This is a genomic window from Luteococcus sanguinis (genome assembly GCF_039527675.1).
Classification (GTDB): domain Bacteria; phylum Actinomycetota; class Actinomycetes; order Propionibacteriales; family Propionibacteriaceae; genus Luteococcus; species Luteococcus sanguinis.
Genome location: NZ_BAAAKI010000014.1, coordinates 1 through 17,306, shown reverse-complemented (window position 1 = coordinate 17,306; position 17,306 = coordinate 1). Strand labels below are relative to the sequence as shown.

16 protein-coding genes and 1 tRNA gene are annotated in these 17,306 nt (G+C 67.7%); 9 read left to right on the top strand and 8 right to left on the bottom strand.

Going from position 1 to position 17,306, the window contains the following annotated elements; translation table 11 throughout:
- Nucleotides 1-10: 10 nt before the first annotated feature.
- From ABD089_RS10405 to ABD089_RS10380, 6 genes are all read right to left on the bottom strand, one after another.
- Nucleotides 11-1,714 carry an ABC transporter family substrate-binding protein gene (locus tag ABD089_RS10405; protein ID WP_343886314.1) on the bottom strand — a complete coding sequence of 568 codons (1,704 nt, stop codon included), beginning with the start codon at nt 1,712-1,714 and terminating at the stop codon, nt 11-13.
- Nucleotides 1,715-1,951: 237 nt separating this feature from the next.
- On the bottom strand, nt 1,952-4,090 hold the full coding sequence (locus ABD089_RS10400) for an ABC transporter ATP-binding protein (RefSeq protein ID WP_343886313.1): 2,139 nt from the start codon (nt 4,088-4,090) through the stop codon (nt 1,952-1,954).
- The gene (locus ABD089_RS10395; protein WP_343886311.1) at nt 4,087-5,109 is read right to left on the bottom strand and encodes an ABC transporter permease; all 1,023 of its coding nucleotides are present in this window, start codon (nt 5,107-5,109) and stop codon (nt 4,087-4,089) included. The genes ABD089_RS10400 and ABD089_RS10395 overlap by 4 nt, the downstream gene beginning before the upstream one ends.
- A gap of 14 nt (nt 5,110-5,123) precedes the next feature.
- Nucleotides 5,124-6,107 (bottom strand): ABC transporter permease, encoded by a 984-nt coding sequence (locus ABD089_RS10390; RefSeq protein WP_343886310.1) that lies wholly within the window; start codon nt 6,105-6,107, stop codon nt 5,124-5,126.
- A 203-nt stretch (nt 6,108-6,310) separates the two neighbouring features.
- The gene (locus ABD089_RS10385) at nt 6,311-6,907 is read right to left on the bottom strand and encodes a hypothetical protein (RefSeq protein WP_343886309.1); all 597 of its coding nucleotides are present in this window, start codon (nt 6,905-6,907) and stop codon (nt 6,311-6,313) included.
- A gap of 5 nt (nt 6,908-6,912) precedes the next feature.
- Nucleotides 6,913-8,448 (bottom strand): dolichyl-phosphate-mannose--protein mannosyltransferase, encoded by a 1,536-nt coding sequence (locus ABD089_RS10380; protein ID WP_343886443.1) that lies wholly within the window; start codon nt 8,446-8,448, stop codon nt 6,913-6,915.
- Between the two features lie 169 nt (nt 8,449-8,617).
- Between ABD089_RS10380 and rsmI the strand changes: the two genes are divergently transcribed.
- The 5 genes from rsmI (at nt 8,618) to ABD089_RS10355 (ending at nt 12,818) form a co-directional block, all read left to right on the top strand.
- Nucleotides 8,618-9,496, top strand: a complete 879-nt coding sequence (gene rsmI / locus ABD089_RS10375; protein ID WP_343886308.1) for a 16S rRNA (cytidine(1402)-2'-O)-methyltransferase — start codon at nt 8,618-8,620, stop codon at nt 9,494-9,496.
- A gap of 94 nt (nt 9,497-9,590) precedes the next feature.
- Nucleotides 9,591-10,439 carry a TatD family hydrolase gene (locus ABD089_RS10370; RefSeq protein ID WP_343886307.1) on the top strand — a complete coding sequence of 283 codons (849 nt, stop codon included), beginning with the start codon at nt 9,591-9,593 and terminating at the stop codon, nt 10,437-10,439.
- Nucleotides 10,440-10,443: 4 nt separating this feature from the next.
- Entirely contained in the window at nt 10,444-11,295 is an 852-nt protein-coding gene (gene rsmA, locus ABD089_RS10365; RefSeq protein ID WP_343886306.1) for a 16S rRNA (adenine(1518)-N(6)/adenine(1519)-N(6))-dimethyltransferase RsmA, read from the top strand.
- Between the two features lie 45 nt (nt 11,296-11,340).
- A complete protein-coding gene (locus tag ABD089_RS10360) occupies nt 11,341-12,255 on the top strand; it encodes a 4-(cytidine 5'-diphospho)-2-C-methyl-D-erythritol kinase (protein WP_343886305.1) in 915 nt (304 codons plus the stop codon).
- A 68-nt stretch (nt 12,256-12,323) separates the two neighbouring features.
- Nucleotides 12,324-12,818 carry a MarR family winged helix-turn-helix transcriptional regulator gene (locus ABD089_RS10355; protein WP_343886304.1) on the top strand — a complete coding sequence of 165 codons (495 nt, stop codon included), beginning with the start codon at nt 12,324-12,326 and terminating at the stop codon, nt 12,816-12,818.
- On the opposite strand, the gene ABD089_RS10350 is transcribed toward ABD089_RS10355, so the two are convergent.
- Complete coding sequence (locus ABD089_RS10350) at nt 12,819-13,478, bottom strand: TetR/AcrR family transcriptional regulator (protein WP_343886441.1); 660 nt, start codon at nt 13,476-13,478, stop codon at nt 12,819-12,821. It abuts the gene before it with no gap.
- Nucleotides 13,479-13,685: 207 nt separating this feature from the next.
- Between ABD089_RS10350 and ABD089_RS10345 the strand changes: the two genes are divergently transcribed.
- The 4 genes from ABD089_RS10345 to ABD089_RS10330 all read left to right on the top strand — a co-directional run bounded on the left by ABD089_RS10345 (nt 13,686) and on the right by ABD089_RS10330 (nt 16,769).
- Nucleotides 13,686-13,764: transfer RNA gene (locus ABD089_RS10345), tRNA-Gln, on the top strand.
- A 131-nt stretch (nt 13,765-13,895) separates the two neighbouring features.
- Nucleotides 13,896-15,395, top strand: coding sequence for a bifunctional UDP-N-acetylglucosamine diphosphorylase/glucosamine-1-phosphate N-acetyltransferase GlmU (gene glmU, locus ABD089_RS10340; RefSeq protein WP_343886303.1), 1,500 nt, complete (start codon nt 13,896-13,898; stop codon nt 15,393-15,395).
- Nucleotides 15,392-16,369 carry a ribose-phosphate diphosphokinase gene (locus ABD089_RS10335; RefSeq protein ID WP_343886302.1) on the top strand — a complete coding sequence of 326 codons (978 nt, stop codon included), beginning with the start codon at nt 15,392-15,394 and terminating at the stop codon, nt 16,367-16,369. The genes glmU and ABD089_RS10335 overlap by 4 nt, the downstream gene beginning before the upstream one ends.
- A gap of 91 nt (nt 16,370-16,460) precedes the next feature.
- Nucleotides 16,461-16,769 carry a GNAT family N-acetyltransferase gene (locus ABD089_RS10330; RefSeq protein WP_343886301.1) on the top strand — a complete coding sequence of 103 codons (309 nt, stop codon included), beginning with the start codon at nt 16,461-16,463 and terminating at the stop codon, nt 16,767-16,769.
- A gap of 1 nt (nt 16,770) precedes the next feature.
- Here the strand turns inward: ABD089_RS10330 and ABD089_RS10325 are convergent, their stop codons facing one another.
- On the bottom strand, nt 16,771-17,226 hold the full coding sequence (locus tag ABD089_RS10325; protein WP_343886300.1) for a DUF1707 SHOCT-like domain-containing protein: 456 nt from the start codon (nt 17,224-17,226) through the stop codon (nt 16,771-16,773).
- Nucleotides 17,227-17,306 lie beyond the last annotated feature (80 nt).

Sequence of the window (17,306 nt, the reverse complement as noted above, 5' to 3'; positions counted from 1 at the left end):
ACGGTCAGGGTCACTTGACCCAGCCGACGTTCTCCCAGATCGACCACGGGGTGATCAGGCCGTAGGCGCCGAAGTTGGCCAGGCCCTTCTTCACGCCGTACTGCTGCGGGCGCTGGTACAGCGGCAGGATCTGCGGATCCTCCCAGACGATCTTCTCGGCATCGGTGACTGCCTGGTTGCGCTTGTCGTCGTCCATCTCGGTGGAGATGGTGTTGATCAGCTTGACGACCTCGGCGTTGTCCATGCCCGAGAAGTTCGAGGACGAGCTCGGGTTGAAGAACTGGTTGATGGCGCCGTAGGGGTAGGGGGTGCCCGCCCAGGTGAAGGCGATGACCTCGAAGGCGCGCTTGTCCAGGGTGGGGCTCATCTGGTCGGACGGGACCGGGGCCATGGTGACCTTGATGCCGAACTTGGCCATCTGGTCCTGGAACTGCTTGCCCTCGTTCTCCGAGACCTTCACGCCGGTCAGGGTCGTGAACTTGATGGCGACCTGCTTGCCGTCCTTGGCCCAGATGCCCGTGGAGTCCTTGGCGTAGCCAGCGTCGGTCATCGTCTTCTCGGCGGCAGCCTGGTCGAACTTCAGGCCGGTCTCCTCGGCCATGTCCTTGTAGGGGGCCTGGTCTTGCATGAAGGAGTGGTTGTTGAGCGGGGTGACTTCGGGCAGGCCCATACCAGCCATGTCGGACTTGGCGATCTGCGCACGGTCGAGGTACTGGACGATCGCCCGACGGACGGCCTTGTCCTGCAGGGAGGCAGCCTTGGTGTTGAAGGTGAAGTGGCGCCACATCAGCGAGTTGGAGCGACGGATCTCGCCCTCGGTGTAGCTCTGCGCCTTCGCGTAGTTGTCGGCATTGACGCCGATGTCGAAGGCGTCGATCTGGCCGTTGAGGAAGGCCGCGGCGTCAGAGGTCGGGTCCTGCACGATGAAGGTGACGGTCTCGAGCTTGGGGGTCTCGCCCCACCAGTTCGGGTTGCGCTTCACGATGACCGACTTGCCCTTGTCGATCTTGTCGACGATGAAGGGGCCGGAGAACCAGCCAGCGTCCGAGGCCTTCTTCAGGTCGGCCCAGCCCTTGTTGAAGGTGTCGGCGTCCTTGACCGACTCGGCGCGCGCGGGGCCACCGGCGACCAGGCCACGCCACTGCGAGTAGGTGCTCTTGAAGGTGATGACGAAGGTGTTGGCGTCGCCGCCCTGCTCGACCTTTTCGATCTGGTCGTAGCCCTCGGTGGAGGCGACATTGAACTTCTTGTCGGCGTTGGCGCCAGCCTTGATGGTGTTCGTCCAGTCGGCGAGGGTGAAGGCTGCCCCGTCGTTCCACTTCGCCTTCGGGTTCATCTTGATGGTGACGACGGTCTTGCCGTCCTTCTCCTCACCGGTGATGTCCTCGCACCAGTTCTTGTCGATCTCGTACTCGCCGCTCTCGTTGGTGTTGATGAAGCGGGCGCTCATCGTGCCGCGGACGGTCGTGTAGTCGACCTCGTTGCTAGCGGCGTCCATCGAGTTCCAGGTCTCCGCGAAGGAGCTGATCGGGTAGGTGAAGTTGCCACCGTCAGAGATCTTGTCGCGGTCGACCGGGTTCATCGACGACTTCGGCAGCGTGGTGGTGCTGCCCGTGGCGCTGCCGGTGCCCGCCGAGTCGCTTCCACAGGCCGACAAACCGGTGACTGCAAGGGCCGCCAACAAGGGTGTGGCGAGAATGGTACGACGCTTCACTATTCCTCCAAGGGATCTGACCGATGTCGCGGGACCGCTGGGGGCTCGCGACGATGTCTTGACTCTAGAGGCGAAATATCCCAATCAGGGCATTCTTCTGTTACGACCTGTTAACAATGGCGTCCCCAGCCGATGGCGAGCAAATGACGGCTGCGCCCCACCCGGACAGGCATGAGGATGTGCAACGTCCCGCCCTCGTCGGCGCGCAGCAAACCTGGCGCGAAGGGACCCGTCCCCTCACATCACCTCGATGACGGCCGGATAGTGGCAGGCCACCTCGTGGTCGTCGACGCGCGTCGTGTGGCCCGACAAGGGCGGCATCATGTCGAGGCAGGGCTTGCGCTGCTCGTCGCTCAGCGCGGCGAACTTCGGGCACCGGGTGCGGAACTTGCAGCCGGTCGGGGGCTTGTCCGGCATCGGTAGGTCGCCGTTGAGCAGGATGCGCCGGCGGGCCCGTTCGGTGTTCGGGTCGGGAATCGGGATCGCCGACAGGAGCGCCTGCGTGTAGGGGTGCTGGGGGCGCTCGTAGACCTCGCCCACCTCGCCCACCTCGACGATCTTGCCGAGGTACATGACGGCCACCCGGTCGCAGATGTGCCGGATGACGGCCAGGTCGTGGGCGACGAACAGGTAGCTCAGACCCAGCTTGACCTGGAGCTCCTCGAGCAGGTTGATCACACCCGCCTGGATCGACACGTCCAGCGCGGAGACGGGCTCGTCGAGCACGATCACCTTGGGCTCCAGGGCCAGGGCGCGGGCGATGCCGACGCGCTGGCGCTGGCCGCCGGAGAAGTGTTGTGGGAAGCGGCTTGCGTGGTCGGGCTGGAGACCCACCAGCTGCAGCAGCTCCATCACCCGGTCCTCGATCTTCTCCTTGCTCCAGCCGTGGACGCCCAGGGGCTCGGCGATGATGTCGAAGATCGTCATGCGCGGGTCGAGGGAGGCCATCGGGTCCTGGAAGACCACCTGCAGGTCACGGCGCATCGTCTTGCGGTCGTGCTTGCCCAGCTTGGAGGTGTCCTTGCCGAAGACCACGACCGTGCCGTCGGTGGGGGCGGCGAGATCCAGGATCTGGATCAGGGTTGTCGACTTGCCACAGCCCGACTCGCCCACCAGCCCGAGGGTCTCTCCCGCGCGCAGCTCGAGGTCGATGCCATCGACGGCGTAGACAGTGCCCACGCGGCGGCGCAGCACCGCACCCTTCATCAGCGGGTAGTGCTTCTTCATGCCCTTCAGCTCGATGACGGCCGGACGTTCCTCGCGCGGCACCTCGGTGAGCACCGAGCGGTCGACGTCGGGGGTCTTGAAGATGTCCACGTAGCCGAGCTGTTCGTCGGCGATCCGCTGGCTCTCCACGCAGGCGGCGCGGTGGCCTGGTTCCACCTCGCGCAGCGGTGGCTCCTCGCCCATGCAGGCGTCGTGGGCCAGGGGGCAGCGGGGCGCGAAGGGGCAGCCGGGGGGGAGGTTGACCACCGAGGGTGGGTTGCCCTCGAGGGTCGCCAGCGGCTCCTTGTTGGACGCGTCCAGACGCGGCACCGAACCCAGCAGGCCGATGGTGTAGGGCATCCGCGGGCGGTAGAAGATCTCGTCCACCGTGCCCTGTTCGACCGGACGGCCGGCGTACATGACGGTGACCCGGTCACTCATTCCGGCGACCACACCCAGGTCGTGGGTGATCAGGATGACTGCGGCACCGGTCTCCTGCTGGGCCTTCTTCAGCACCTCGAGCACCTGCGCCTGGATCGTCACGTCCAGAGCGGTGGTCGGCTCGTCCGCGATGATCACGTCCGGATCATTGGCGATCGCCATCGCGATCATCGCGCGCTGGCGCATGCCGCCGGAGAACTCGTGCGGGAAGGACTTCACGCGCACCTCAGGGGAGGGGATGCCCACCAGGTCGAGCAATTCGACGGCGCGGGCCCATGCCCTCTTCGAGGACATGTCCTTGTGGTGGATCTGCAGCGCCTCCACGAGCTGGGTGCCGATCGAATAGACGGGGGTCAGCGCGCTCAGCGGGTCTTGGAAGACCATCGAGATCGTCTCGCCGCGCAGCTTGCTCATCTCGGCGTCGGAGGTGTTCAGGATCTCCTTGCCGTGCAGCTTCACCGACCCGGAGATCTTCGCGGTGTCGGGGTGCAGGCCCATGATCGCCATCGAGGTGACCGACTTGCCCGAGCCGGACTCGCCGACGATGGCCATCGTCTCGCCGGCCTTCAGGTCGAAGGACAGGCCACGGACGGCCTGGACTGCGCCGGCCTCGGAGGGGAAGGTGACGTGCAGGTCCTGGACGCTGAGCACGGTCTCGCCGGAGGCGGTCTGGCGGATCTTGCGGGTCTCCGCGGTGGTGGACGGGTTGAGGGGTGCGGCGGTGCTCATGCGCGGCCTCCGGACATCGAGTTGGGATCAAGGGCATCGCGCAGCCCGTCGCCGATGGCGTTGACGCACATGACGAGGATGACGAGGAAGGTGGCCGGCGCCAGGAAGATCCACGGGAAGGTCGTCGCGGTCTGCTGGCCCTCGGCGATCAGGGTGCCGAGCGAGGTGTCAGGCGCCTGCACGCCGAACCCGAAGAAGCTCAGGCCAGCCTCGGCCAGGATCGCGTAGCCGACGCCGAGGCAGGCGTCCACGATCAGCATCGACGAGATGTTGGGGATGATGTGTCGAATCAGGGTCTTGGTCGTCGACAGGCCCATGTACTTCGCAGCCTGCACGTACTCGCGCTCCTTCACCGACATCGACATGGAGCGCACCACGCGGGAACTGAGGGGCCAGCCGAAGAAGGCCAGCAGGGCCACCAGCAGCAACCAGGCGTGCGGGCCCTTGGGCCCACCCGTGGTGACGATGGCGATCAGGAAGAAGGACGGGATGACCAGCAACAGGTCGACGATCCACATCATGGCGGTCTGGTAGACGCCGCCGATGTAGGCCACCGAGGAGCCGACGAGGGCGGCGATGGAGGTCTGCAGCAGCGCCACCATGAAGCCGATGATCAGGCTCTTGGAGAGCCCGCGCATGGTCAGCGCCAACACGTCGGCGCCGGCCTGGGTGGTGCCCAGCAGGTGGTTGCCGGTGCCGGGCGGGGCGTAGAAGGCGTTGTTGTCGAGCTGGTCATAGCGCCACGGAAGGAAGTTCGGCACGACCCAGGCCATGGCGAACATCGCCAGGATGACGGCCATGCCGACCACCGCCGGCTTGTTGCGCAGGAAGCGTCGCCGGATCAGCTGCCGCTGGGTGACGCGCTTGGCGCGGGGCGCCTCGGCGGCGGGAGCCGCGCTGGTGGGAGTCGCTGTGGTGGTGGCTGCGTCGGTGCCTGCCGCAATGGGATCGCTGGTGAGACCACCGACCGGGTCGTTCTGCGCGGCGATGACCTCGCGCATCGGGTTGTCCTGGGTCATGTCTGGTGCCTCTCTCAGCTCAGGCGGACGCGCGGGTCGAGGATCGCGACGAAGATGTCGGCCAGGGTGGCGCCCACCAGGTAGCAGACCCCGCCGAAGGCGGTCACGGCCACGACGCCGTTGATGTCGAGACCACTGATGGTGGAGACGCCGTAGATGCCCATGCCGTTGTATCCGAAGATGCGCTCGGTGTACGTGGCGCCGAGGAAGAGCCCGGAGACCTGGAAGGCGATGTACGTGCCGGTGGGGATCAGCGCCGTGCGCAGCGCGTGCTTCACGACGGCCTTCGACCTGCGCAGGCCCTTGGCTCGCGCAGTGCGGACGTAGTCGGCGCCCAGCGAGTCGAGCATCAGGTTGCGCTGCAGCCGGCTCAGCGACGACAGGCCCAGCAGGGTGAGCACCAAGGTCGGCAGGATGATGTGGTGGGCGCGGTCGAGCAGGAGGTTCCAGAAGCCCGTCGTGCCGGCGGTCTGCTCCTGGCTGACGTAGAAGACGGTGGATCCGACGGCCTTGTTGAACTTGATCGCGAGGATCTGCACGACGGTGCCGAGGACGAACGACGGCGTTGCGATCAGGAACAGGGTGAAGGCGGTCGCCACACGGTCGGAGACCTTGTACTGCTTGGTGGCGGTGTAGGCACCGATGGCGACGCCCAACACGACGCCCAGCAGCCAGCCCGGAAGCATCAGGCGGAGCGAGACCCACATGCGGCGAGAAACCTCTTCGTTCACCGAGCCACCCTTGGGCGAGGTGCCCCAGTCCCAGTGCCCGAAGACATTGCCCAACCAGGTGACATAGCGCTGCAGCACCGGCGTCTTGTCGTTGACATTGGCCGCGTACAGGATGTTGTCGATCGAGTTGGGATCCATCGGTGGATTGCGCATCTCGAAGAGCTGTCGCGGGTGGAGTTGGGTGGCCGCCAGGAAGTAGGCGAAGGTGACGGCGACGAACAACAACACGGCGTAGTTCGCCAGCCGCCTCAGCAGGTACTTACCCATGGGTACTTCCTGTTCTGGTGATTGCCGGGCATGCAGTGCAGGTCAACATACCCCCGGGTCCAACCAACGGCACATTCGGGCACCGCCCACCAACACGGTCATTGTGACTGGCGGGTACAGTAAAACGGATCGTCGATCGGCTGCCAAGACCCCAATTTTGAATGTGAGCGGCTCTGGGGCGGAGATTTATCTCGTCCAAGCCCTCACATCAGGGTCACAACGGTTGCCGCCACCAGGGCCACGAGCACCGCCGAACGACCCACCTGCCACCCGGTCGTCAGCTCCGATCCGCCTACGTGACCGGGAGATCCTGCCACCTCCAGCCGGCATTCCTGCACCAGGCGTGAGCCTCGCTGGGCGTCCAGTGTGGTGGTCGTGGTTGTCCGTTCGGGGCCGAAGAGCGAGGGCAGGGCTTCCGGGTGGCCCCCACGGCTCATCGATGCGCCACCGCGGGCCGGACAGGCCCAGACGGAGTGCTTGCGTCCGTCCGCCATGACATTGAGCCCCCAGGCTCCGGAGGCGCCCTCCACCCGCTGCCAGCCGATGTCGGCGCGGCGCAGCGGGTTGCGGATGTGCACGCCCTCAGCGTCCAGCACCATGCTGGCCGATCCCCACCACAGCCAGACCAGGTAGCTGAGCAGGGCCATCGGAGCCAGGGCCATCAGTCCGCGCACCGGCCCGCCGTGGACCGTCTCGTTGACGACGACCAGGAGGGCCGCGGCCAGCGCGATGCCGGTGCCGACCCGTCCGGACCACTGGCGCACGACGATCGTCGTGTTCAGGTCTGAGGTCTTGTCCATGGTTCTCAGATCCACGACCGGAACCACATGCGCGCCAGCCATGCCTTCCGGGTGAGCAGCTGGTCGGTGAGGATCGGGTAGATGAAGGCGAAGTTGGCCGCCACCAGCGCGATCGCACCACCGGCCAGCCAACTGCGCTTCTTGCGGTCAGGGGCGGTCGCCGGCCCGATCAGCTTGCCCAGGCACATCGCCAGCAAGGTGACCGTGAAGGGGATGATGCAGATGGCGTAGAAGAAGAACAGTGGACGATCGGCGTACTTGAACCACGGCAGGTAGGTGCTCATGGCGGCGACGATCGGCACGCCGAAGCGCCAGTCACGCCCGGCGATCCAGAACCACAACGAGGCGACCAGGGCGACCAGCGCCAGCCACCACAGGATCGGCGTCCCCGCCCCGGAGATGACCCGCAGACAGGTGTCGTTCACGGCGGTGCAGCCGTCCACTCCGGGCTTGATGTCGTTCACGGCGTCGATGCCGATCGGGCGATACATCACCAGCCAGCCCCACGGGTTCGCCTCGTAGACGTGGGTTGCGTTCATCATGCCGTCGCCGGTGTGGAAGCGGTACATCTCCTGGTGGTACCAGAGCCAGCCGGTCAGCGGGGCGCCGAGGAAGCGGACGAAGGTGTCGTGGTGGCGTTCCATGAAGAAGGCGCTGGACGTCATCTCGGCGTGGCCCCACTGGCGGTCCCAGCCACCCTGGGTGGCGAACCAACCGGCCCAGCTCGCGGTGTAGACGGGGATGGCCACCACGACCAGCTGGACGAAGGCGGGGATGCCGTCGCCCACGACCGAGAGCCAGGAGCGGGAGCGAGCGCCCGCCTGTCGTCGTCCGGTCAGGTCCCAGATGACCGCCAGCACGCCGAAGGCGGCGAGCACGAACATCGAGTTCCACTTGACGGCCATCGCGCAGCCGAACCAGATACCGGCCAGCGCGCGCCACGGCCTGAACCACAGGCGGGGGCCGTAACGTCCGTCCAGGTCGGGTTGTTCGGTGCGGACCAGATGTGCGGCGAGCTTGTTGCGGAACCAGTCCCGGTCGGCGACGCAGCAGCTGACCGCGAGCACGAGGAAGGTCGCCTGGAAGATGTCGAGCAGGCCGATCCGGCTCATCGAGAAGTGCAGCCCGTCCAGCACCAGCAACAGTCCGGCGATGCCGCCGACGAGCGTGGAGCGGGACAGTCGGCGCGCCAGCCGCACCACGGCAGCGACCATGATCGCGCCGAAGAGCGCGGAACTGATCCGCCAGCCGAAGGAGTTCATCCCGAACAAGTGCTCGCCGGCCGCGATCAGCCACTTGCCCAAGGGTGGGTGGACGACGAACTCGGCCGCCTTGTCGTAGCCATCGGTGAGGCCCTGGGCGATCGCGTCGTTGTTCTTGAGCTTGGCGTTGCCGGGGTAGTTCTCCGGCCAGGTGCCCTCATAGCCAAGGTGGAGCATGGTCCAGGCGTCCTTGGGGTAGTAGGTCTCGTCGAAGACCAAACCCTTCGGACGGCGCAGGTGCACCAGGCTCAGCGCGAAGGAGGCTGCGGTGAGCGACATCGTCACCAACCACGAGACCAGTCGGCTGCCCGTCGGCCCGTCCTGCAGGCCCTGGATGGTGCGGCTGGTGCTGGTGCGGCTGGTGTTGGGGTCAGGGGCCGGCAGGGGCTCTGCCCATGCGGTCATGGCGTGGCTCACGCGCCCCATAGTAGGCACCACAATGGGTTGCATGACCGGGCGCGGAGCAATCGAAGAGGGCCGCCAGTTGCTGCCCGACGGCAGTGGCAGGGGGCGGGTGGTGCTTGCCGGCACCCCGATCGGCTCCCGGGCGGACGCCTCCGCGAACCTGCGGGCGACCCTGGCCGGCGCCGAGGTGATCGCCGCCGAGGACACCCGCCTGCTGCGCACCTTGTTGCTGCGGCTCGGCGTGGAGACCCATGCGCGCATCGTCAGCTACTTCAACGGCAACGAACTCCAGCGCACGCCCGAACTGCTCGCCGAACTTGCCGCTGGGCGATCCGTGGTCGTTGCCACCGACGCGGGGATGCCGTCGGTGAGTGATCCGGGATACCGGTTGGTGTGCGCCGCGATCGAGGCGGGGCACGAGGTGACCTGCGTTCCCGGCCCCTCGGCGGTGCTGGTGGCGCTGGCCGTCTCGGGGCTGCCGACCGACCGCTTCTGCTTCGAGGGTTTCCTGCCCCGCAAGGCGGGGGAGCGGCAGCGGCGTTTGGCTGACCTCGCCGGGGAACAGCGCACGATGGTCTTCTTCGAGGCCCCGCACCGGTTGGCCGACTTCCTGGCTGATGCCGCCGGCGAGCTGGGGGACGACCGCCGCGCTGCGGTCTGCCGCGAGCTCACCAAGCCGCACGAGGAGGTCGTCCGCGGTGGTCTGCGGGAGCTCGCAGAATGGGCCGCCGAGGGTGCGCGCGGGGAGATCTGCGTGGTCATCGACGGCGCTGGTGAACCTGACGAGGACGTGGACGCGCTCGCCCTGGTGCAGGCTCGGATCGCCGCCGGGGAGAAGCTGTCGTCCGCCGTGGCGGAAGTCGCCAAGGTGCTGGGCGTGAACAAGAAGGAGCTCTACCAGCAGGCCCTGGACGCCCGCTGACAGCGCCCGTGGGCGTTGCGCGAGCCCCGGGCAGGCTCGGGGATCGTGGGCTGGGACCAACTGACACACTGGGACCAACTGACACAATGGCCCCATGCAGATCACCGAACGGCTCGCCGAGCTAGGGCTCCCGCCGCTGCCCGAGCCGCTCGGAACCCCGACCGTCGACTCCCACACCCACCTGGCCAGCACCGTCGAGTACTCCGGGCTGGCCGTGGAGACCAACCTCGCCGCCGCCGCGGCCGTCGGCATCGACAAGGTGGTGGAGGTCGGCTGCGACGTGCCCTCATCTCGTGAGGCCGTCGAGCTGGCCCGCCGCTTCGAGCAGGTGGTCGCCGCGGTCGCGATGCACCCCAACGACGCTGCCCGCAGCACCACCCTCGACGACGACATCGCTGCCATCGACGAACTGGCCTCCGACCCGGTCGTCCGCGCCGTCGGCGAGACCGGACTGGACCACTACCGGACCACCGACGAGTCCCTGCACGGGGTGCAGGAACGCTCCTTCCGCGCCCACATCGAGATCGCCCGTCGCCGTGACCTCACCCTCGTCATCCACCACCGCGACGCCCGCGACGACCTGCGCCGGGTGCTCGCCGACGAACACCTGCCAGCGCGCGTGGTGATGCACTGCTTCAGCGGTGACGCCGACTTCGCCCGCGACTGCCTCGCCCACGACGCCTGGCTGAGCTTCCCGGGCGTCATCACCTACAAGAACGCCGCGTACCTGGCCGAGGCGCTGAAGGTGACCCCGGTCGAGAAGGTGCTGGTGGAGACCGACGCGCCCTACCTGACGCCCGTCCCGGCCCGCGGGAAGGCCAATGCGCCCTACCTCGTCCCGCACACGCTGCGGTTCATGGCCGACGTCCTCGGAACCGACGCCGACCAACTGGCGGCAACCGTGCGGGCGAACACCTTCGCCGCCTTCGGTGGGCAGTGGTGACCTGATGCCCGAAACCGGACTGCTCGACCCACGCTCCGTCCGCCAGTTGGCCGACGAACTGGGCCTTCGCCCCACCAAGCAGCGCGGCCAGAACTTCGTGATCGACCCCAATACCGTCCGTCGGATCGTGCAGCTGTCGGGCGTCGGTGCCGAGGACGTCGTCCTCGAAGTGGGCCCAGGCCTCGGTTCGCTCACCCTTGGCCTGTTGGAGACCGGCGCCAGTGTCGCGGCCATCGAGATCGACGAACTACTGGCCCCCCGCCTGGCCCGGACCGTCGCCGAGCGGATGCCGGAGGCCTCCGACCGGATGCGCGTCGTCCACTCCGATGCCCTGCAGGTCAATGAACTGGACGACCCGCAGCCCACCGCCGTGGTCGCCAACCTGCCCTACAACGTCTCGGTGCCGGTGCTGCTGCACCTGCTGGAACGCTTCGAGGGCTGGCAGCGCGGGCTGGTGATGGTGCAGTTGGAGGTGGCCGACCGGTTGGTGGCGCGTCCGGGGTCGAAGGTCTACGGCGTCCCCAGCGTGAAACTGGCCTGGTACTGCGAGGCCCAGCGCGTCGGAACCGTTCCGCCGAAGGTCTTCTGGCCGGTGCCCAATGTGGACTCCGGGCTGGTGCAGATGGTCCGCCGCGAGCCTGTTGAGACGACCGCCACCCGCGAGCAGGTCTTCCGCGTCATCGATGCCGCCTTCGCCCAGCGCCGCAAGATGTTGCGCGCCGCGCTGGCCGGCATCTGCGGATCATCGGCCGCGGCGTCCGAGGTGCTGGAGGCGGCGGGGGTGGATCCGCAGGCCCGCGGCGAGGTGCTCGAGGTGGGTGACTTCGCCCGCGTCGCGGAGCAGCTCAACCGCTGACCGGGAACGGGTTGCCGGGCTCGGTCGATTGGGTAGGTTCGACCCGTGGAGACATCTCACGAGCAGTGTTATCGCGTCCGGGTGCCCGCCAAGGTCAACCTGGCGCTGTGCGTCGGCGGCCTCGCTGATGACGGCTACCACCCGCTCGGCACCGTCTTCCACGCGATCGGTCTGTACGACGACGTGATCGCCCGCCCCGCTCCTGCTGGCGTGACCGAGATCTCCGTCACCGGCGAGGGCGTCGAAGACGTTCCCACCGACGAACGCAACCTGGCGTGGAAGGCTGCGCGCCTGCTCGCCGAGACCCACGGCCATGGCGACCTCGGGGTGCGGCTCACCATCCGCAAGCAGGTGCCCGTGGCCGGTGGCATGGCCGGTGGTTCCGCCGATGCGGCCGCCGCGCTGCTGGCCTGTTCGATGCTGTGGGACCTCGACACCGGTCCCGACGAGCTGCACGAACTCGCCGCGCAGTTGGGTTCGGACGTCCCCTTCGCGCTGGTCGGTGGCAATGCGATCGGACGTGGGCGCGGCGACGAACTCGTCCCCCTGTTGTCACGTGGCACCTACCACTGGGTGCTGGCGCTGGCCCATGGCGGACTGTCCACCCCTGCGGTCTACCGGCGCTTCGACGAGCTCGGGGGAGAGCACTCCACCGACATCCCGGACGAGGTGTTGAACGCCCTCGCCGTCGGCGATGTCCGCGCGCTGGCAGACGCGATGCGCAATGACCTGCAGCCCGCCGCGCTCGACCTTCGTCCAGAATTGGCCGAAACACTCGAGGTCGGACGCTCCCGTGGGGCGCTCGGCGGGATCGTCTCCGGCTCGGGTCCGAGCTGTGCCTTCCTGGCCGCGAGCGAGTCGGACGCCATGGACCTGGCCAGCGCCCTCTCCAGGCTGCCGCAGGTGCGGGCCACCCGGCGCGCTTCGGGCCCGGTGCCGGGCGCCAAACCGATCGGTTGAGGTCCGTCACCGAGAAGCTGGTCTCTTGATGTAGAGAAAGTCCGTCCGCTTCTGCTTGACTGGCAACCATGCGTGATGAAGTCGACGAGGTCGTCGGCGCCTGGCAACGTGAGCGACCCGACCTGCCCACCGAGCCCATGCAGATCTGGTCGCGTATCCTGCGTCTGGCGCTGCACCTGGACGAGGCGCGCCGGGCCGCCCATGCCGCCCATCACCTGGAGGGCTGGGAGTTCGACGTGCTCGCTGCACTGCGTCGTGCGGGCCACCCCTACACGCTGAGCCCGGGGCAACTGCTGCGTGAGACGCACGTCACCTCCGGAACCATGACCAACCGCGTGGACCGGCTGGTCGCCCGGGGTTGCGTCTCCCGGCAGGCCGACCCGAGCGATGGACGATCGGTGCGGGTCGTGCTGACCGATGAGGGACGCGCGGTCGTGGACGCTGCCCTCGGCGCCCTGCTGGAGGCCGAAGAATCCTTGCTCGCCAGCTTCAGCGCCGCGCAACGAACCCAGCTGACCGACCAGTTGCGCCGTCTCCTGATTGCCCAGGGCGACCAGGCCTGATCAGAGGTCGTCGGCGTCCTTGCGCGGACGTCGGGCCCGGCGTCGAGGCGTGGAGGGGGTCTCTCGAACCGTCAACTGCGGGGCAGGGGTCAGGTTCGCCATCCCATTCCAGGCCAGGTTCACCAAGTGCGCGGCGACGACCTCCTTGGGCGGTTCGCGGGTGTCCAGCCAGCTCTGCCCGGCCAGTGCCACTAGTCCCACGAGCGCCTGCGCATAGAGGCCAGCGAACTGGGTGTCGAAGCCGTGCCGGGCGAGCGGATCGGCCAGCAGGTCCTCGACCCGGGTGACGATGTCGCTGAGGATGCTGGCAAAGGAACCCTCGGTCGAGACGATCGACGAGTCGCGGGCGAGGATGCGGAAGCCGTCCGGGTTCTCGTCCAGATAGTCCATCAGGGCCAGCGCGCCGTATTCGATGAGCTGGCGCGAAGTCGCCTCGGGCGTGGTGAGTGCGCTGCGGATCGCCTCGTGCAGGCTCCGCATCTCGCGGTCGACGACGACGGCGTAGAGACCCTCCTTGCCGCCGAAGTGCTCGTAGACGACCGGCTTCGACACGTCGGCCTGTGCGGCGATCTCCTCCACGGAGGTGCCCTCGAAGCCCCGCTGGGCAAAGACGCGGCGCGCGACGACGATCAGCTGCTCGCGTCGCTCCGCACTGGTCATGCGGACGCGGCCCCGGCGGGCACGGGTCGGGGTCGTTCGTTCGGTCACCCAATCATCCTGTCACGGATGGGCTGGACGCTCGTCCGAGCCTCGTCCGTCCGGTCGGTGGCTCTCCGGTCGGTGGCTCTTCGGCCGGTAGCTCTTCGGTCGGTGGCTCTCCGGTAGGGTGGGCCCATCCACGACGGCCACGGTGCGCGTCGGGGGTGATCCCCGGTTGGTCTGCCGGTAGGGCCCGCCTGACTTTGAATCAGGACTAGCGACAGTGGTTCGACTCCACTCCGGGGAGCAGTAGTGAGGTTGGAGCGGCGGTCGATGACCGTCCGCGCCCGGTGGCAAGGGCCACGGCGCTAGGCTGGCCCCGCCGAACGTCCCCCCGAGCCCTGGGCCCGGGGCCCCGACCCCCAAGGAGTCCGTCAGGTGTCCGAGACCCAACAGCAGCAGGCCGTGTCAGCGGTCGTCGTCCTCGCCGCAGGCGGTGGGACGCGCATGAAGTCGAGCAAGTCGAAGCTGCTGCACGAGGTGGGCGGCCATTCCATGCTGAGCTACGCGGTCAACGCCGCGCAGGCCCTGGAACCCGAGCACCTGGTGGTCGTGGTCGGTCACAAGCGGGAGCAGGTGCTGGAGCACCTCACCGACATCGCCCCGCACGTGCGCACCGCCGTCCAGGAGGAGCAGAACGGCACCGGGCACGCGGTCCAGTGCGGACTTGCCGACCTGGGTGAGCTGAGCGGCGAGGTGCTGGTCACCTACGGCGACGTCCCGATGCTGACCGGCGAGACCCTGCAGGCCCTGGTCGCAGACCACCGTGCCAGCGCCAACCACGTCACCGTCCTCACCGCCGAGGTCCCGGACCCCTTCGGCTACGGCCGGATCATCCGTGACGGCGACCAGATCGCCAAGATCGTCGAGCAGAAGGACGCCAGCCCCGCCGAGCAGGCGGTCGCCGAGATCAACTCCGGCATCTACGTCTTCAATGCCGCGACGTTGTACGAGGGCCTCAGGCACCTCAAGACCGACAACGCGCAGAACGAGCTCTACCTCACCGATGTGATCGGCACCGCGCGTGACAACGGCGAGCGCGTCGGCGCCTACATGATCGCCGACCTGTGGCAGACCGAGGGTGTCAACGACCGCGTCCAGCTGGCCCGGATGAATGCGGAGATGAACCGCCGCACCCTCGAGGGCTGGATGCGAGCCGGCGTCACCATCGTCGACCCGGCCACCACGTGGGTCGAGGCAGATGTCACCCTCGCCGAGGATGTGACGATCCTTCCCGGCGTCCAGTTGCAGGGGGCGACGTCCGTTGCCAGCGGCGCTGTCATCGGCCCGGATTGCACGCTGCGCGACGTCGAGGTTGGGGAGGGCGCCGAGGTGATCCGCACCCACGGCTCACTGTCGGTGATCGGCGCCGGCGCGACGGTCGGACCCTTCAGCTTCCTTCGTCCCGGCACCGAGCTAGGGGCCAAGGGCAAGATCGGCGCCTTCGTCGAGACCAAGAACGCGCAGATCGGGGACGGGTCCAAGGTGCCGCACCTCACCTACTGCGGGGACGCGCGCATCGGCGAGAACGTCAACGTCGGCGCGGGCACGATCTTCGCCAACTACGACGGGACCAACAAGTCGGTCACCCACCTGGGTGACAATGTGTTCATCGGCTCCAACTCGGTGCTGGTCGCACCGGTCGACATCGCGCCGGGCGCCTTCATCGCCGCCGGGTCTGCGGTCGTTGAGGACGTCCCGGCCGGAGCGCTGGCCGTGGCCCGCGGCCGCCAGCACGTCAGCGAGGGCTGGGTTCCCAAGAAGCGTCCCGCCTCGAAGGCGGCGGCTTCGGCCGCCGGTGCCGAGCAGGGTGTCCATCCCGACGTGCAGGCCTCCCGCGAGAAGGTCGCCGCACGCAAGCCCGAGGAGTACAAGTGAGTGGCGTGAAGCGTCCCAATGACAAGCACCTGATGCTGTTCTCGGGGCGCGCGCACCCCGAGCTGGCAGCCGAGGTGGCCGCCTTCCTGGGGGTCGAGCTGGTGCCGACCAGGGCCATCGCCTACGCAAACTCCGAGATCTACGTGCGCTACGAGGAGTCGGTGCGTGGCGCCGACGCCTTCGTGATCCAGTCCCACTGCGCGCCGGTGAACGAGTGGATGATGGAGCAGTTGATCATGGTCGATGCGCTGAAGCGTGCATCGGCCAAGCGGATCACCGTCGTCTCGCCCTTCTACCCCTATGCCCGTCAGGACAAGAAGCACCTCGGCCGTGAGCCCATCTCGGCCCGGCTGATGGCCGACCTGTACAAGGCTGCCGGGGCCGACCGCGTGATGAGCGTCGACCTGCACGCCGCTCAGATCCAGGGCTTCTTCGACGGACCGGTCGACCACCTGTGGGGCCTGCCGGTGCTGGCTGACTACGTCAAGGAGAAGTACGACACCTCTCAGATGGTCGTCGTCTCACCCGATGCCGGACGAGTTCGCCTGGCCGACCTGTGGACCGACCGCCTGGGTTGCCCGCTGGCGATCATCCACAAGCGCCATGACACCGAGGTGGCCAACCAGGTCAAGGTGCACGAGGTCGTGGGCGACGTGAAGGGCAAGGTCTGCCTGCTGGTCGACGACATGATCGACACCGCGGGGACGATCTGTCAGGCCGCCGAAGCGCTTCTTGATCATGGGGCGTCCAAGGTCATCACGGCCGCGACCCATCCCGTTTTCTCCGGGCCCGCCGTCGAGCGGCTCAACGACTCCTGCTTCGACGAGATCATCGTCACCAACACGTTGCCGATCCAGGTCTCGGCGCCGATCAAGAACCTCACGGTGCTCTCGATCGCGCCGCTGATCGGCGAGGCGATCAAGGAGGTCTTCGAGGACGGCTCGGTCACCCGACTGTTCGGTGGCCAGAGCTGACCCCCCTCGCCACTCAGCAAGCCATGAGGGGCCCGTCCGCCGCGAGCGGACGGGCCTTTCGTCTGTCAGGGTGCGCCACTAGCGTCGAGCCATGAGCAACGAACCTGTGGCCCCCGAACCCACCACCGAGGTCATCCGCAACGAGGACGCCAGCCGCTATGAACTGGTCGTCGACGGCGAGCGCGCTGGTCTGGCTGACTACGTCGAGCTGGGTGGCGACGTCGTGGAGGTGCCGCACACCGAGGTCGACCCCGCCCACGGCGGCAAGGGCTACGGCGGTGTGCTGGTGCGCGGTGTGCTGGACGATCTTGCTGCGCGAGGAGCCAAGGTCAAGCCGAGCTGCCCCTTCGTCGAGTCCTGGATCACCAAGCACCCCGACTATGAGGCACTGCGCGCCTGAGCTACCTCTCCAACGCCTCCGGCTTGTCGCCGTCGTCCCCGTCGTCGCCGTTGTCGCCGTCGTCGCCCCGGGCGAAGGAACCCATCAATGCGGGGAGCAGCACCGCCGGGATCAGCATGATCCACCAGTAGTTCCAGTTCGTGGCGAAACACGCGATGATCGCCGCCGGCCAGGCGATGCCGTTGAGCGCCATCACCCACGCGGGCAGCTTCTTGGCGCTGGTCGCCAGCTCGGTCGGGCTCGGCGGGTCGGTCAACGTCGGCAGGTGGTCCGAGGAGCCGGATGGGAGATCCGCGAACAGCGGCTCGAGGTCTGCGCGCGTGCGCGCTGACAACACCGCCGACATCCGCTCGTCGAACTCGGCAGCGTCGAGTCGTCCGGCAGCGTGGTGTTCTCGCAGCAGGTCGATGGCCCGGTCACGGTCTGCGTCCCCGATGCGCTGTGCTGGTGTGCTCACCCGGCCAACCTAGCTGTTGGTGGCAGGGACGTTCATGACAGTTGGCGGGTTGACGTGAAGGGAGGACCCCCGTTGGGTTG

Coding starts and splice junctions, on each gene's coding strand:
- ABD089_RS10370 (WP_343886307.1), top strand. CDS start 9,591: ATGCAGATCACCGAACGGCTCGCCGAGCTAGGGCTCCCGCCGCTGCCC.
- ABD089_RS10350 (WP_343886441.1), bottom strand. CDS start 13,478: ATGACCAGTGCGGAGCGACGCGAGCAGCTGATCGTCGTCGCGCGCCGC.
- ABD089_RS10330 (WP_343886301.1), top strand. CDS start 16,461: ATGAGCAACGAACCTGTGGCCCCCGAACCCACCACCGAGGTCATCCGC.
- ABD089_RS10380 (WP_343886443.1), bottom strand. CDS start 8,448: ATGTCGCTCACCGCAGCCTCCTTCGCGCTGAGCCTGGTGCACCTGCGC.
- ABD089_RS10400 (WP_343886313.1), bottom strand. CDS start 4,090: ATGAGCACCGCCGCACCCCTCAACCCGTCCACCACCGCGGAGACCCGC.
- ABD089_RS10390 (WP_343886310.1), bottom strand. CDS start 6,107: ATGGGTAAGTACCTGCTGAGGCGGCTGGCGAACTACGCCGTGTTGTTG.
- ABD089_RS10355 (WP_343886304.1), top strand. CDS start 12,324: ATGCGTGATGAAGTCGACGAGGTCGTCGGCGCCTGGCAACGTGAGCGA.
- rsmI (WP_343886308.1), top strand. CDS start 8,618: ATGACCGGGCGCGGAGCAATCGAAGAGGGCCGCCAGTTGCTGCCCGAC.
- ABD089_RS10385 (WP_343886309.1), bottom strand. CDS start 6,907: ATGGACAAGACCTCAGACCTGAACACGACGATCGTCGTGCGCCAGTGG.
- ABD089_RS10395 (WP_343886311.1), bottom strand. CDS start 5,109: ATGACCCAGGACAACCCGATGCGCGAGGTCATCGCCGCGCAGAACGAC.
- rsmA (WP_343886306.1), top strand. CDS start 10,444: ATGCCCGAAACCGGACTGCTCGACCCACGCTCCGTCCGCCAGTTGGCC.